The following is a 14,754-nucleotide window of genomic DNA, read 5'->3' as shown; positions in this document are numbered from 1 at the left end:
TGCCGTTGGGGGAGTTTTATTCATGATCGATCGCCTGATGTCGCGTATCCGAATCCAGACGAAGGTGCTGATTCTTGTCACGCCCTTCGTTCTCAGCATCGGCGCCGTCGGGCTGACCGGGCTTTATGCGTCGGGTCAGTTGCAGGGGCGCATCGAGATCTCCAACAGCGTGATGCAGGCCCTCAGCGGCTTCAAGCAGGTCTATTCCGGCATGTCGCGCTTTCTCATGGAGCCGTCGTCGCAGACCTATGATGCGGCGCGCGCCACGCTGACGACGCAGATCGGCGACCTCAAGGTGATGGCCGAGGCCATGCGCCCGACGACCGATGTCGCCGAACTCGACACGGCCGTCAGCCAGTCCACCTCGCTGTTCGAGAATATCGATCGTCTCTGGAGCCTGCAGCAGGACCGCGAGCGGACCACTGCCGATATCGCCGCCCAGACGGAAGCGCTGATGGTGGTGCAGTCGGCGATCGGCAAGCATGCCTTCCAATTGCTCGCCAGTGCCAAGACCGTCGAGAAATCGGCCAAGGGCGGTCTCAACACCGCGCTCGCGCTGACGACGCTCGCCGACAAGGGTGAGCTGTTGGCCGGCCAGGTGTCCACCGTGCCCTCGCCCGCCGACAAGGCCAAGGCAATCCTCGTCGCCGTACCGGCCATGAACGAGGCGGTCGCCGCCACGGCGAAGGCGCTCGGCAAAACGGCTGCGCCGCCGGTCGACCGGCTGAAGAAGGCCGTCGAAGCGGTGGCGGCGGAGGCCGACAAGGTCAAGGCCGATCCGGCCGCCATACCGAGCTTCGGGCCGATGATCGGCGAAATCCGCGTCGCCGCGCGGGCAGTGAAGTCCTTTGCCGACGATATCATGCGCAAGTCGGTGAGCGATCTCGCCGCTGCCGAAGGCCAGATCGGCAAGGCCGACCAGGTGGGCAACAAGCTGCGCGCCATCGTCAACTATGCCAACCAGATCCGCGTCGGTTTCGCCGAACTCGGCGGCGCGCCGACCGAGGCCAATGCCAAGCTCATCCAGCAGGGGCTTTATGCCTATCGCAAGGAAGTCGAAGGCCTTGCCAAGGCCATGCCCGACGTGAAGGCAATGGCCGAGCTGCCGCCGCAGGCCGAACCGGCCTTGAAGGCCCTCGAGGCCGATTCCATGGCGATCGTCGATCAGCGCGCCCGCCAGCAGGCGGAGTTCGATGTCGCCGCCAAGGAGATCGACGGCATGTGGGGGCTACTCGCCGACTTCGCCGAGCGCCAGAAGCAGAGCGCCGGGAGCGAGCGTGAACAGGCCAACACGATCTCCATCGGCGCCACCCTGCTCGGCATCCTGGTCGCCATGCTGGCCGGCGGCGTGCTCGTCATCACCCTCAAAGGGCCGATCTCGCAGATCACCGCGGCGATGCGGCGTCTGGCGGACGGTGCGCTCGACACCGCCGTGACCGGAGAAAGCCGGCCGGACGAGATCGGCGACATGGCACGGGCGCTTTCCGTCTTCAAGCAGAGCGCGCTCGCCAAGATCTCGATGGAAGAGCGCGCCGAGATGGAGCGTCGGCAGGCCGAGGCCGAGCGCCACCGCAATGAGGCCGACCGCCAGGCTGCCGCCCGCGAAACCGAATTCGCTGTCGCCACCCTCGCAGACGCGCTCTCGCGCCTTTCGCATGGGGATATCAGCTTCACGATCGACACGCCCTTCGCGCCGCATCTCGATCGCGTCCGCGCCGACTTCAACGCTTCGGTCGCTCGCCTGCGCGAGACGCTGAGCGAGGTGAACACGCTGACCGGCCTCATCCACGACAATGGCAACCACATGGCGGGTGCCGTGGGGGATCTCGCCCATCGCACGGAAAAACAGGCGGCCGCGCTGGAGGAAACCTCCGCCGCGCTCGACGAGGTCTCCGTCACGGTCGGCACCGCCGCCTCGCGCGCCCACGAGGTCCGCGGCATCGTCCAGCGCACCAAGGGGCGGGCCGAGTCCTCGGCCGTCACCGTTCAGAACGCCGTCGGCGCCATGGACCGGATCAGCGAGGCCTCTCAGAAGATCGGCCAGATCATCGGCGTGATCGACACGATCGCCTTCCAGACCAACCTGCTGGCGCTGAACGCCGGTGTCGAGGCGGCCCGTGCCGGTGAGGCCGGCAAGGGTTTCGCGGTCGTGGCGCAGGAGGTGCGCGACCTCGCCCAGCGCTCCACCCAAGCCTCCAAGGAAATCGGCGAGCTCATCCGCCGGTCCGCAGAAGAAGTGTCCGTCGGCTCGCGCTTCGTGCGGGACACCGGCGACGTGCTGACCGAGATCGCCGGCGAGATCATCGGCATCGCCACCCAGATCGACCTGATTGCCGCATCCAGCCAGGAGCAGTCGACCTCGCTCGGCTCGGTCAACGGATCCGTCAACGAGCTCGACCACATGACCCAGCAGAACGCTGCCATGGTGGAGGAAACCAATGCGGCGACGCAGCAGCTCGCCGAGGACATTGCCGCCCTCTCCTCCCTGCTCTCCCGTTTCCGGTTGGAGGGGGAGACACGCCCAGCAAGCCGCCGCGCGGCCTGACCTTCATCCCCGCTTCGCATCTCCTCCGCACCGCGCTCCACAAGGGCGCGGTGCTTCCGTTTTGCGGCACGAACATTCGTCGCGGAACAGAACGCTCGGTCGAACGTTTCGGGAACATCACAAGGAGACGATGAATGACCACCCAGACACAGAGCGAGCAGAGCCAGTCCTCAAACACCGAGAAGAACCCCGATGATTGGGTCAGCGGCGATGAGCCGATGACCGGTGCGCAGGGCTCCTATCTGAAGACGCTGTCCGAGCAGGCGCACAAGCCGGAGCAATTCGCCGACGACCTGACCAAGGCCGAAGCCTCCAAGCGGATCGATGCGCTGAAGCAGGAACTGGATCTCGGCTAAACCCGTGACGAACGGGCAGTCTCGCTCCGCTCGAGGCGGGGCGGCACTGTCTGGCCATGGGACGCCTTCAAACAACCGCCGTCGCGCCGGCGGTTTCTTCAACTGGGCAGGTTTTCCGGAAGATCACGACGACCATTGGGAACCCGAAGGGCGTTTCCCGGTTGGGAGGGCGACGCAAACCTGGAGACCCCCATGAAGACCCTGTTTCTCACCACCGCATCCGCCGCTCTCGTTTCTGCCGCCCTGCTGGCAAGCCCCGTGCTCGCCCAGTCGGCTGCCGAAAAGACCGGTGTGAACAGCGTTCTCGGCGTTGCGCCGAAGACGGAAGACTTCATCAAGGAAGCTGCCGCCAGCGACATGTTCGAGATCGAATCCAGCAAGCTGGCCCTGGAGCGCGGCGACGAGCGCACCAAGGCTTACGCGCAGCAGATGATCAACGACCATCAGAAGACCAGCAGCGAGCTGAAGGACCTGGCGACCAAGGCCGGACTGCAGATGCCGGCACCGCAGCTCTCCTCCGCCCAGCAGGGCATGCTGGACGAGCTGAAGGAAAGCGACGGCGAAGAGTTTTCCGACGACTACCAGGAAGACCAGGTGACGGCGCATGAAAGCGCGGTCGACCTCTTCACCCGCTACGGCAATGAAGGCGAGCAGGCCGAGCTGAAGGCCTGGGCGGCCAAGACGCGGCCGGCACTGGAGCATCACCTGATGATGGCCCGCGAGCTCGATAAGGACTAAACCTTTCTCCTCGCTCCCTTGCCCTCATCCCCGGCGCCGCCGGGAATGAGGGCCTCCCCTCTCTCACGCGAGGCCATGATGCGCGTCGTGCCGACCCTGCTCCACGGCGTGGCCGACTATGCGGTTTCGCTCCTCGTGCTGAGCATCCCCTTCGCCTTCGGCTTGAGCAGCAGCCTTTCCGGTCTCTACATCCTGCTTAGCCTGTTCGGCATCGGCTATTCGCTGGTCACGCAGTACGAACTGTCGCTGGCCCGCCTGCTGCCCATGCCCCTGCATCTGATGCTCGATGCCGTGTTCGGGCTCGTCATGCTGCTCATCGCCGCCTTCGCGCCACTTGCGGACGGCGCCTTCTGGGTGACGCTGATCATCGGCGTGCTGGCGCTCCTGCTCGCAGCAACCACCAAGCTCACGCCCCGCTAGACGATCAAAGGGTCGGCGGCGCGATGTACTGGTAATAGGCCCAAACGCCGGCCAGCACGAGGACGACTGCGAGCCAGATCAGCGCCTTGCGTTGGCCGGCGGAAACCTGGCGCGGCGCCTTCTTCGGCTTCGGCCGTTCGAACTTGATGATGTTGTCGTCTTTCATCTCAACCCCAATTCCTGATCATCCCAACACGACTCAGCGGCGCGGGCCATTGCGCAGCACGATACAGGCCTGGCCGGCCCTGCGCACGATCGTACAGAGCGCGTCGGCCTCCTTGCGCGTTTCCCGGCCGATGCGCGCGGCATAGCGGGGTCGCGTCCCGAAGCTGCCCGTCCGCTGGCGGGTGATCAGGGCGCGTTCGCTGTTATAGGGTGCCGGCAGGGTCAGGACGGCGCGGTTGAACAGCCGCAGGGCCACGGCCGGATTGGTGTGGCCGGCTAGCTGCACGCCCCAAGGCGCCCAGTCGGCCGTCCCGGTCAGGACGGGCTCCTGCAGGATGCGGCTGGTGGCAAGCGCCAGGCAGGCCGGCTGAAACGGCTTGGCCGCATCGAGCGGCGGCGCCGCCCGCTCGGGCGGACTCGTCTTCCAGCTTTCCGCGGGATGACCGGTGATGGCGAAAACATAGTCCTGCGTTTCAAGCGGCAGGCGCCCCGTCGACAGGAAGCGCCGCAGCCCCGCCTCCCCGGCATTGTAGGCCGCAGCGGCAAGGCCGAAATTGCCGAAGCGTTGGTTCAGCTCCTGGAGATAGGCAGCGGATGCCGACAGCGCCTGTACGACATCGAAACTGTTGTCCAGCCCGCGCAGCCGGGCGGTGGAGGGCATGAACTGCGCAATCCCTTCCGCCCCCTTTGGACTGATCGCTTCCGGTCGGAACAGGCTTTCCCGCCAGATGAGCCGGGCGAAATAATCGGGCGGCACGGCATTGCGCAAAGCCAGGGTCTCAATCGCCGCGCAGAGATCGGCATTGAAGCTTTCCTTGCGAATGCAGAGGCCCGGCGCCTCGCCCTGTTCCTGATAAAGGCAGGGCACGGGGGTCTTCTCATCCTGCGCATGGGCCGGGATCGGCAGCGCGCCCAGGACGAGACCAAGAGCACCGGCGGCGAGGCACTGCGGACGCAATGAAGAGGCGGACGGGCTCGGCACGCCCATTGCCCTCCGCCCCATCATCGCTACCAGTGCTTTTCGTCCCCGGCGCAGCATCTATTGGGTAATCAGGTCGTGCCAGCTGAGGCCGTCGCGCTCAAGCAGGGCAGCCGCGTCGTCGGGGCCGAGGGAGCCGGGGGCATAGGGCTGCGGCTCGCCGTCCTGGCTCCAGGCATCGAGGAAGGGCTGAACCGCGCGCCAGCCGGCCTCCACGGCGTCCGCCCGCTGGAACAGCGTCTGGTCGCCGGAAAATATATCGTAGAGCAGGGTCTCGTAGCCGTTCAGCCGGCTGATATTGAAGCGTTCGGCATAGCGGAAGGCCATGACCGCCGGCTCGACCGCAACGCCGAGGCCCGGCCGCTTGATCAGCATGTCCATGCTGATCCCCTCATCCGGCTGGATCTGGATCACCACCCGGTTCGGCGGCAGATGCGCGTCGCGCAGGCGCGGAAACTGGGCAAAGGGCACCGGCTTGAAGGTGACGATCACTTCCGTATCCCGCACCGCAAGCGCCTTGCCCGTGCGCAGGTAGAAGGGCACGCCGGCCCAGCGCCAGGTGTCGACCATCAGCTTCAGGCCCGCATAGGTCTCTGTCCGGCTGTCCGGCGCGACATCTGCGGTATCGCGATAGGCAGGCACGTCCCGACCGGCCAGGGTTCCGGCCGTATAGGCGCCACGCACGCCGTTCTGCTTTGCCTCCTCCAGGCTGTACTGGCGGATGGCGCGCAGCACCTTGGCCTTCTCGTCCCGCACCGCCTCGGCGTCGAAGGCGATCGGCGGCTCCATGGCGACGAGCGCCAGGATCTGGAACAGATGGTTCGGCACCATATCGCGCAGCGCGCCGGTGGCGTCGTAGAAGCTGCCGCGCGTGCCGACATCCACCGTTTCGGCCGCGGTGATCTGCACATGGTCGATGCTGTCGCTCGTCCAGAGCTTCTCGATCATCATGTTCGCAAAGCGCAGCGTCATGATGTTCTGCACGGTTTCCTTGCCGAGGAAATGATCGAGCCGGAAGACCTGCGTCTCCCGGATGCGGGCCAGAATGCGCTGATTGAGCGCCCGGGCGGAGGCGAGATCGTGGCCAAAGGGCTTTTCGATCGCCACCCGGCGAAAGACGTCCTGGCCCTCTTCCATCAGGCCATGATCGGCCAGCTTCTCGACGATGTCTCCGAAGAAGCGCGGCGGAACCGCGAGATAGAAGACCGCATTGCCCGTCAGCTCCGTCTTCAGGGTCTCGTAGATCGCATCGGCGGTAAAGTCGCCGGAGATATAGCGGATCCGCGGGCGCAGCCGCGCCCAGGCGGCGGTTCGCTCGGTGTCATCTTGCGCTGCGGCCTTGGCAGGTGCGCCATGGGCGGCCTGGAAGGCTTCGAGGCTGCTGCGCAGCGTCTCGTCGTCGCCATCGTCCTTTCCGATGCCGAGCACCGTGGTGCGGGCGTCAAGCAGGCCCTCCCGCTCCATGTTGACGAGTGCCGGCATCAGCAGGCGGCGCGTGAGGTCGCCGGTTGCGCCGAAGATGACCAGCGTCGCCGGCGGTGCCGCCTGGAGCGCGCCGAGCGCACTGCGGGAAGCCGGTTCGCCCGTCGTTGAAACAGTCTGCGGTGTCTCGCTCACGATCATGTCCTCTGTTGCACCGCCGGCCTGTCCGCGAGGCCGGCCTGCGGGCAGATAGGGCGGCCGCGCCGCAAGATGAGGGGCGACCGGTGCAGGACCCTCAGCCGCCGGCCTTGCGCAGCGAGATGGCGAGCGGCGGGCCAAAATAGCGGGCCGTCAGTTCCTCGTTGGTGAGCGGGCGGCTGAAGAGATAGCCCTGCAGGACATCGCAGCCATAGAGCCGGGCGGCACGCGCCTGGAGTTCGGTCTCGATCCCCTCGACGGTCACGGCAATGTCCATGGCATTGGCAAGGGCGATGGTGGCCTGCAGAACCGGGCCGGCGCTTTCGTCCATCGCCAGCATGGCGACGAGCGACTTGTCGACCTTCAACCGGTCGAAGGCGAATTCGCGCAGGGCGCCGATGCTGGCGAAGCCGCTGCCGAAATCGTCCAGCGCCACCGAGACGCCGAGCGCCTTCAAGGCGGCGATCGCCTGCCTGGCCTGCTCGGGATGGTTGATCAGCACGCCTTCGGTGATTTCCAGCGTGAGGCGCGAGGGATCGAAGGCCGCTGCGCGCATGATGGCGGCCACCTTGTCGGCAAAGGCATGGTCCTGGAGCTGGACGGGCGAGACATTGACACAGAGCCCGACCTTCTCGAAGCGGCCGATCTCGGCGATCGCGCGGCGCAGGACCTGCAGGCCGAGTTCGTCGATCAAACCGGCGCGCTCGGCGACGGGGATGAAGACGTCCGGGGTGATCGTACCGAGCGGAGAGCGGGTCCAGCGCGCCAGCGCCTCGACGCCGCAGATCTTCTGGTCGCTGGCGCCGACCAGCGGCTGGTAGCGGACCTCGATCCCCTCGCCCATCAGCGTGGCGCGCAAGTGCTGCTCCATGACCATGGTGTCGCGGCGGATCTTGTCGAGTGCGCCGTCGAAGGTCACCACGCGGCCGCGGCCGAGATCCTTGGCGTGATAGAGCGCCACGTCGGCCGCGCGCATCAGGTCGCCAATGTCCAGCCGGTCGGCGGACACATAGGCATGGCCGACGCTGCCCGCGACCTGGATCTGCCGGCTGCCGAGGTGGATGATGCCGGTGGCTGCGGCGAGCACATCCTCTGCGACCGAGCCCGGACGCTCGGCGCCGTGAATGACGATGGAAAACTCGTCGCCGCCGAGCCGGGCGATGAAGACGCCCTCCGGCAGGCCGGCCTGCAACCGTCCGGCAACGGTGGCGATCAGCTCGTCGCCGGCCGCATGGCCCCAGGAGTCGTTGACGCGCTTGAAGCCGTCGAGGTCGAGCAGGCAGAGCTCGATCAACCCCTCGCCGCCGTCCTCGCCGCCATGTTCGCCGAGATCGGCAAGATGCTCCATCAGGGCGCGGCGATTCCATAGCCCGGTCAAAGGATCATGCAGCGCGGCGTGGCGGGCCGAGGCTTCGTCCTGGCGCAGCTTGCGCACCGCCACCAGCCCGGCAAGGCCGATCCCCGCCAGGAAGACGACCAGAACCGCAGCGCCGACGATCAGATGGCTCTTGACGGTCTCGAAGGCATGGCTGCCCGGCAGTTTCGACGGCCAGCTGAGAAAGGCGACCGGGTGGCCGCGGAGATCGACGAGCGGCACGTTCAGAAGCCCCTCCTGCCGCGCGTAGCTGACGCGAAGGCCGCTGATGCGAAAGCTTTCCGACAGGCTCTGCACCACCGGCGGCGTGAGGTGGCGGGCGATCGTCAGCGTATAGAGATTGCGCTCCTCGATCCTCGTCGTGGCCATGGCGCTGGCCGGGCGGATCTGCGAGGAGCCGACAAGCGCAAGGCCGGCCTGCGAGCGGACCGCGTAAACGGGCACTGCGGGGTCATTGCCGCTGCGCTGGTTGGCCGCGCCGACGATGCGGTCGAAATCCGCGCCGAAGAAGGCGCTCGGGGACTGGGTGAACTCGACACCATCCTTGTAGGCCACGATCACCTTGCCGCGCGCATCCGTCACGACCACCGTGTCGTAGAGCGCGTTCTGCGCGCTGGTCACCGTCCAGTTGTCGATGATCCAGTATTTGCGGTTGATCGAATTGAGATGTTTGTAAGCGCCGTCCCAGGTCGCGTTGTCATGCAGGATGCCGTAGAGCTGCGTGCGCAGGGCATCGACCGCGGCGGCCGTGGCATCGATTGCCCGTTCATCATCGATCCGGTTTGCAGTATCCTTGATCGCGTCGACCGAACGGAAGACAATGGCGGCGAAGATGCTGCCGGCCAGAATGAACAGCACCGCCACGAGAAGCACGGCGCGACGCCGCCGTCTTGTATCGAAATCGGGAAGTACCATGCGACCTGTCCTCAACCTCCGCTGGCCGGAATGGACGGAGGCTCCTCGGCAGGGACGTTAGGCGCAAGTCTGTCAACAAAGGGTGACGCATGCGGGCAAATTCCGGGCATTGCTGGGAAAGTTAGGGCTTACTGCGCCCTGAAGCAGCGTTTTGGATAATTTTTACTTACTGAACGACGAGTTGCATCGCGCGCATGCGATTGCACCGGGTCGAGACGGCGTTCCGCCCGCTCGATGGCGAGGCCTGTCGGTTGTCCATCCCCCTCCGCGGCATTTCGCACACGCCCTGCGCCCCGTCGGCAACAGCCGGGGAAAGAGACACCTCCGCGCCAATTCTTCCTTCAATGTCAGAAACGTACGCATGTGAAGGCCCTGTGGCGAAGTCCGTAAGAGTACCGCATAAGACAGGAATCGCAGGGCAGCGATGCTCTGGTTCGAGCCCGGGCTCTACCCCGGCGGAGAGGTGGCATGGCGCCGATCACACAGGACAGCATTCGCAACAATCTCCTCCGGTCCCTGCCGGTCGAGGCCTTTGCGTCGCTGCTTCCCGCAATGGAGCCGATCGCCCTCCCGCTGAAGTTCTGCCTCGTCGAATCCAATGTCGCCAACAGCCACGTCATCTTCATCGAGAGCGGTCTCTGCTCGCTGGTGGCGGGCAGCGCGGATGGAGAGGACATCGAGGTCGGGCATATCGGCTATGAAGGCATGAGCGGCGGGCACAGCCTGCTGCGCGTCGACCGCACGCCAAACCGCACCTTCATGCAGGTTGCCGGGCACGGCATCCGGGTGCCGGTTCCCGACCTGATGCGGCTGTTGGACGACCCTGCGGTCAATGCGCTGTTCATGAACTATGTTCATTGCTGCGAGGTGCAGCTTGCCCATTCGGCGCTCGCCAATGCGCGCTACACCATGCATGAACGTCTCGCCCGCCGCCTGCTGATGTGCCACGACCGCATCACCGGCGACGATCTGCCGATCACGCATGAGTTCCTCTCGCTGATGCTCGGCGTGCGCCGCTCCGGCGTGACCAACGAGCTGCATGTGATCGAAGGGGTCAAGGCCATACGTGCGACCCGCGGCAACATCCGCATCACGGATCGCGCACGGCTGGAATCGATCGCCGGCGCCTGCTACGGCCTGCCGGAACAGGAATACAAGCGATTGATCGGCTTCCGCCCGCCTGCGTCCAGCTGAGCCTTCGCAGCCCCTCGCCGCCCCCCTCTCGCGGATCTCTACCATGCGCGCAGCCGCGCGCTGCACGGCCGCTGTGACGTCGTACGCTTCTGTACCCTTTTCAGCCTTGCCTTGACGAACGGAGCATCTGAGCAAAGTCTCGATTGCGGTAAGAGCTCCGAAAAGGCAGTCACCATGTCACCGTCCCCGAAGCGCAGCCCCCCGCTGCGTGTTCCACCACAGGATGAGAGAGAGGGCCTGTCAATCCGCATCGAGCAGATGGCAGCCCGCTTCTATCCATGCCAGACCGCCGTGCAGGCGCTTGCTGCGCGCGTTCAAAGCGAGATTCTGCTCTCGAAAACCCATCCCATTCGCCGCGACGAACAGGATGCTGCCGAGCTGCACCATACGCTTCTCACCGTCATGCAGCGCATCGTGCGTGAGGAACGCTCCACCGGCGGCGAAAGATAGAGCATTCCCAGCCGAAGCGTGATCGCTTCGGCGTCGGACAATCCGGCCAGAACAAAGACATAGAGCATCGCAGGTGATCCGGTGATCGCCAGCAATGCTCTAGATCGACGCTATCGCGCCAGCCCCTGTGCCAGCGCCCGCTGGATCCCGCGCACGTCGCTTCCCTTCCGAAGCGTCTTGGCGATCGGCTGGGCGCTTCCCGACAGCCAGATCTTCAGCTCGCTGTCGAGATCGAAGGTGCCGGCGGTTTCGACCGAGAACCGGGTGATGGCACGGTAGGGGATGGTCGTGTAGTCGACCTTGCTGCCGGTCATGCCTTGGATATCGACGAGGATCATCCGGTATTGGGTGAAGACGAAGAAGTCGCGGATGATCTTGAAGGCAAGGCTCACCTGCTCGCCCTCGATCAGCACCCCATCCAGCCGCTTGGCGAGGTCTCGTGGATCGACCTCCCCGCCGTGTCCCATCAGTCCGTCAAGCAGTCCCATCGGCTGACCTCATCGTTTCACCTGCAGGACAGATTGGGCTGGGATGGCCATACGTCCAGAGCCGGAGGTTGGCCGTGAGGTCAAAACTTCGTGGGCGCGCTGGTCGCTCCCATGCGCCTCGTCCGCGCCGCGGCCCGCGCCAGGATCTCCTGCAGCGTGACAGGGCGCAGGCCTTGTGCATCGACGCCGACATCGAATTGGCGGGTCACCGACTTCAGCCTCCCATGCGAGTGACCATGCAGGTTGATCGAGCGGCGGCCCATCTGGTTCCAGGTCCTGAACGCGTAGTGGCAGAGGATCAGCAACTGGCCGTCGAGCGTGAGCTCGGCATAGGCCTGAACGCTGTCCCACCCCTCGGCCTCCACCGTGCCGGCCGGGTCATTGTTGCCGACGATCAGGTGTTTTCGACCGTTCAGGCTCGCAAGCAGATCGGCGCAGGAGCCGGCCTGGGGGCGCAGGACGTCGCCCAGATGCCAGACGGTGTCATTCGGCCCCACGGAATCGTTCCAGGCCCTCTTCAAGGCCGCATCATGGTCGGCCACGCTCGCGAAAGGTCTGCGGTCGATCCGCAGCACGCGCGGATCGCCGAAATGCGTGTCGGCCGTGAAGAAGGTTCGCGGCACCTCGCCGAGGCTCATTTCAGCGCGATGCCCATGGTCTGCAGGCGATCGCGGATGCTGTCGGCCAGATCGTGACGGGTGCTCGACCATTCCGCCGTGCGCGCCCAGTATTCGACGACGAAGGTCACCTTGTCGGCGGTGACATCGTCCGTATAGACCCGCGGCTCCGGGTTTGCCTGAACGCGCGAATCGCCCTTGATGATCTCCAGGAGTGCCGCTTTCACTTGGGCACGATCCGCATCATTGGCCACCGCGATCGTCAGCGTCTGGCGGCGATCGGGCATGCGGCTGTGGTTGATGATCGGCGTGTTCCACAGGCTCGAATTCGGCGCCATGAGGTAGAGACCATCGGCGGTGCGCAGTTCGGTCGCAAAAAGCCCGACATCCATGACCCGGCCCTTGACGCTGCTGGTCTCGATATATTCGCCGACGCGCAGCGGGCGGAGGACCAGCAGCATGATGCCGGCCGCGATGTTTTGCAGCGTGCCCTGCAGCGCCAAGCCGATGGCGAGACCGGCGGCGCCGAGGGCGGCGACGATCGAGGCAGTCTGGACGCCGAACTGGCCGAGCACGGTGACGAAGACCAGCATCAGCAGGGCATAGCGGATCACGTTCGAGAAGAACTGCGCGAGCGTGATGTCGATGCCGTGGATCTTGGAGATGCCCTCATAGGCCCAGCGGCTGATGAGCCGCGACAGGAACCAGCCCAGCACGACGAGGATGATCGCGCCCAGGATCGAGAAACTATATTGCACCGCGAGCGCGGTGATCTGGCTGAGCGCGGTGCGGGTCGCGACGAGGGCGTTGGCGGCCTGGCTGTCCATAAAGGGTCTCCGGTTGATTCAGCCGGGAAAACCGTTCAGGAGGGCAGTCGTTCCAAGAAAAGCGCGTGCAGTGCACACGCGCGCAGGCGGCTGCGCCCTTCCCGCGCGTCGCGCTCGTTCCCCGATCAAGACAGGGTTGGCCGATCAGGCCTCGTTGGCGGCGCGCAGCGGAGCTGGGTCTTCGATGGTGACGGTCTGGCGCGGTGCGGGGTCGGGAAGGGTTACAGGCAGGCCACGTTCCTGCGCAATGGCATCGGCAATCATCAGCGTCGGATCGCGCTGGCCCCTCGCCAGGTGACGTGCGGCGATGGCCCAGGACTTCATGAAAATATCGTCTGAAACCAATGTCATTCACTCCAAATCAGGACCGCATTGGTAAGCAGGATTCCTGACCCGAAGCTTGCTGCCGCAGGAGATGGGAAAGAAGACGCGAACGCTGTCGCGCCTTCTGTGTTTAAAGGGGCCAACCCTTACCCCTAGCCTGCGCCCCAGAGCTTCGGCAGTTGCTGGGCAATGGTGATGACGGACAGAACGCCGAACAGCAGGAAGGCCCAGATCAGGGCCGCCACGCGCCCGCCGCTCGGCCGGATTTCGGGCGCCAGCACCTGCCGGTTCAGCTTCAGGAGCAGCAGCGCGTAGATGACCATCATCGTGCCGCCGACGCAGGCGGAAATGACGAGCAGCACCAGCGGCTGGGTCAGACCCGCGAGCAGGACGAGGATGCCGACGATCACCAAGCCCCAGACAAGCAGGAAGTAGATGCGGCTCTCGTTCTTGTCGCGGAAATAGGCGGTGCGCAGCACGTCTGCGGCGAGCCGGCTCGTATAGTCGACGATGCCGGTGGCGGCGGCGAACAGCGAGAAGGCGCCGATGAACCAGAACAGCGCCCCGAACCAGCTGCCGACCCGCTCTGCCATCACCTGTCCTTCGCGTTCAACGAAGGCGATCGAATTGGCAAGATCGGACTCGCCATAGACCGTCGCATAGGCGAGCAGCGAGGTGAAAGTGATGGTGATGAAGGTGATGAGGACGAAGGTCAGCAATTGCTCGAGATTGGCGAACCGCCACCAACGCTGCCAGCGCGCCATGTTCTCGGGCGTCGGCTCGAAAACATAACCGGTCGAAGGCGCGGCCTCGGGTTCGCCGGTGACGGGGCTGACGATGCGCGGCACATAGCTGCCCATGCCGAAACCCTTGTCGCGGATCCAGTTCGACTGGACGAGGTTCTGCCCGCCGCCGGCGCCGGCAAAGGCCAGCGCACCGAGCAGAAGCGCAAAGCCGAGGTCGAAGGGAATGGTGGCGCTGGTGGCGATCTGCGGCAGGCTCGCCCAATGATCGGCCGTGATGACGAAGACGGCGCTGACGACGATCAGCAGGCCGACGGCCGCCACCTTCACCATCTGCATGCGTTCCAGCATCACATAGACGACGGGCGCCAGCGTCAGGATCAGTCCGATGGCCAGGAGCATGCCGATCGCGATCCAGCGCGGCTCCCCGCCGGTCATGTAGCTGATCAGCGTCGCCGAGCTCGTGGCCCATCCGGGCCAAAGATTGGCGCAATAGGTCATCAGCGCGAAGACAAGGCCCCAATGGCGCCAGAAGCGGCTGAAGCCGGTGAGCGCGGTTTCGCCCGTCGCCAGCGTGTAGCGCTCGATCTCCATGTTCAGGAAGAACTGCGTCATGACGCCGACCAGCGCCGCCCAGACGAAGACCAGGCCGACCTGGCTGGCGATGTAGGGGTAAAGGATGAATTCGCCCGAGGCGAGACCGACGCCGGCCGCGACGACGCCGGGGCCGATGATGCGCAGGGTCTTCTCCGGCGGGGCGGGCAGGTCGCGCACCTGCGGGCGTCCGAGCACATGGGTGGGAAAGCGATCGGCCGCCGATCGGCCGGACTTCGAGGGTTCAAAACGCATCTGTCCTCCAGTCGAACGGATCGTGCGGCGGCAGGCGCGGCGACGCGCCGTCCCGCCGGCCCGCCGGGTTGCGGAAAGCCGTTCGCATCGTTCAAGCTAGGGCTGCGCTCCGGCAGGAGAAGACGTGGCGGCAACCGTAAATTGGAGGA

15 protein-coding genes are annotated in these 14,754 nt (G+C 65.4%); 6 read left to right on the top strand and 9 right to left on the bottom strand.

Annotation, left to right across the window (positions count from 1 at the left end; genetic code table 11):
- Positions 1–22 precede the first annotated feature (22 nt).
- The 4 genes from U8330_RS07380 (at position 23) to U8330_RS07365 (ending at position 4,059) form a co-directional block, all read left to right on the top strand.
- Positions 23–2,545 carry a methyl-accepting chemotaxis protein gene (locus tag U8330_RS07380; protein ID WP_323104526.1) on the top strand — a complete coding sequence of 841 codons (2,523 nt, stop codon included), beginning with the start codon at positions 23–25 and terminating at the stop codon, positions 2,543–2,545.
- Between the two features lie 134 nt (positions 2,546–2,679).
- The gene (locus U8330_RS07375) at positions 2,680–2,901 is read left to right on the top strand and encodes a DUF3072 domain-containing protein (protein ID WP_323104525.1); all 222 of its coding nucleotides are present in this window, start codon (positions 2,680–2,682) and stop codon (positions 2,899–2,901) included.
- 192 nt (positions 2,902–3,093) lie between these two features.
- Entirely contained in the window at positions 3,094–3,639 is a 546-nt protein-coding gene (locus U8330_RS07370) for a DUF4142 domain-containing protein (protein ID WP_323104524.1), read from the top strand.
- A 45-nt stretch (positions 3,640–3,684) separates the two neighbouring features.
- On the top strand, positions 3,685–4,059 hold the full coding sequence (locus U8330_RS07365; RefSeq protein WP_323104523.1) for a hypothetical protein: 375 nt from the start codon (positions 3,685–3,687) through the stop codon (positions 4,057–4,059).
- A 4-nt stretch (positions 4,060–4,063) separates the two neighbouring features.
- On the opposite strand, the gene U8330_RS07360 is transcribed toward U8330_RS07365, so the two are convergent.
- From U8330_RS07360 to U8330_RS07345, 4 genes are all read right to left on the bottom strand, one after another.
- Positions 4,064–4,225, bottom strand: a complete 162-nt coding sequence (locus tag U8330_RS07360; RefSeq protein WP_323104522.1) for a hypothetical protein — start codon at positions 4,223–4,225, stop codon at positions 4,064–4,066.
- Positions 4,226–4,258: 33 nt separating this feature from the next.
- Positions 4,259–5,230, bottom strand: coding sequence for a lytic transglycosylase domain-containing protein (locus U8330_RS07355; RefSeq protein ID WP_323104521.1), 972 nt, complete (start codon positions 5,228–5,230; stop codon positions 4,259–4,261).
- Between the two features lie 33 nt (positions 5,231–5,263).
- Complete coding sequence (gene zwf, locus U8330_RS07350) at positions 5,264–6,685, bottom strand: glucose-6-phosphate dehydrogenase (RefSeq protein ID WP_416236908.1); 1,422 nt, start codon at positions 6,683–6,685, stop codon at positions 5,264–5,266.
- Positions 6,686–6,920: 235 nt separating this feature from the next.
- Entirely contained in the window at positions 6,921–9,113 is a 2,193-nt protein-coding gene (locus U8330_RS07345; protein ID WP_323104520.1) for an EAL domain-containing protein, read from the bottom strand.
- Positions 9,114–9,581: 468 nt separating this feature from the next.
- On the opposite strand from U8330_RS07345, the gene U8330_RS07340 reads away from it, so the two are divergent.
- Positions 9,582–10,307, top strand: a complete 726-nt coding sequence (locus U8330_RS07340) for a Crp/Fnr family transcriptional regulator (protein WP_323104519.1) — start codon at positions 9,582–9,584, stop codon at positions 10,305–10,307.
- A gap of 174 nt (positions 10,308–10,481) precedes the next feature.
- Complete coding sequence (locus U8330_RS07335; protein WP_323104518.1) at positions 10,482–10,757, top strand: hypothetical protein; 276 nt, start codon at positions 10,482–10,484, stop codon at positions 10,755–10,757.
- A gap of 110 nt (positions 10,758–10,867) precedes the next feature.
- Here the strand turns inward: U8330_RS07335 and U8330_RS07330 are convergent, their stop codons facing one another.
- The 5 genes from U8330_RS07330 to U8330_RS07310 all read right to left on the bottom strand — a co-directional run bounded on the left by U8330_RS07330 (position 10,868) and on the right by U8330_RS07310 (position 14,605).
- Positions 10,868–11,245 carry a PH domain-containing protein gene (locus tag U8330_RS07330; protein WP_323104517.1) on the bottom strand — a complete coding sequence of 126 codons (378 nt, stop codon included), beginning with the start codon at positions 11,243–11,245 and terminating at the stop codon, positions 10,868–10,870.
- 80 nt (positions 11,246–11,325) lie between these two features.
- Positions 11,326–11,883 (bottom strand): metallophosphoesterase family protein, encoded by a 558-nt coding sequence (locus tag U8330_RS07325; protein ID WP_323104516.1) that lies wholly within the window; start codon positions 11,881–11,883, stop codon positions 11,326–11,328.
- The gene (locus tag U8330_RS07320; protein ID WP_323104515.1) at positions 11,880–12,689 is read right to left on the bottom strand and encodes a mechanosensitive ion channel family protein; all 810 of its coding nucleotides are present in this window, start codon (positions 12,687–12,689) and stop codon (positions 11,880–11,882) included. The genes U8330_RS07325 and U8330_RS07320 overlap by 4 nt, the downstream gene beginning before the upstream one ends.
- Positions 12,690–12,833: 144 nt before the next feature.
- Entirely contained in the window at positions 12,834–13,040 is a 207-nt protein-coding gene (locus tag U8330_RS07315; protein ID WP_323104514.1) for a hypothetical protein, read from the bottom strand.
- A 125-nt stretch (positions 13,041–13,165) separates the two neighbouring features.
- Positions 13,166–14,605, bottom strand: a complete 1,440-nt coding sequence (locus tag U8330_RS07310) for an Nramp family divalent metal transporter (RefSeq protein WP_323104512.1) — start codon at positions 14,603–14,605, stop codon at positions 13,166–13,168.
- Positions 14,606–14,754: the final 149 nt, after the last annotated feature.

Source organism: Rhizobium sp. CC-YZS058 (assembly GCF_034720595.1).
Taxonomy (GTDB): domain Bacteria; phylum Pseudomonadota; class Alphaproteobacteria; order Rhizobiales; family Rhizobiaceae; genus Ferranicluibacter.
The sequence above is the reverse complement of the archived record's forward strand: the minus strand, read 5'-3'. Positions and strand labels throughout refer to the sequence as shown.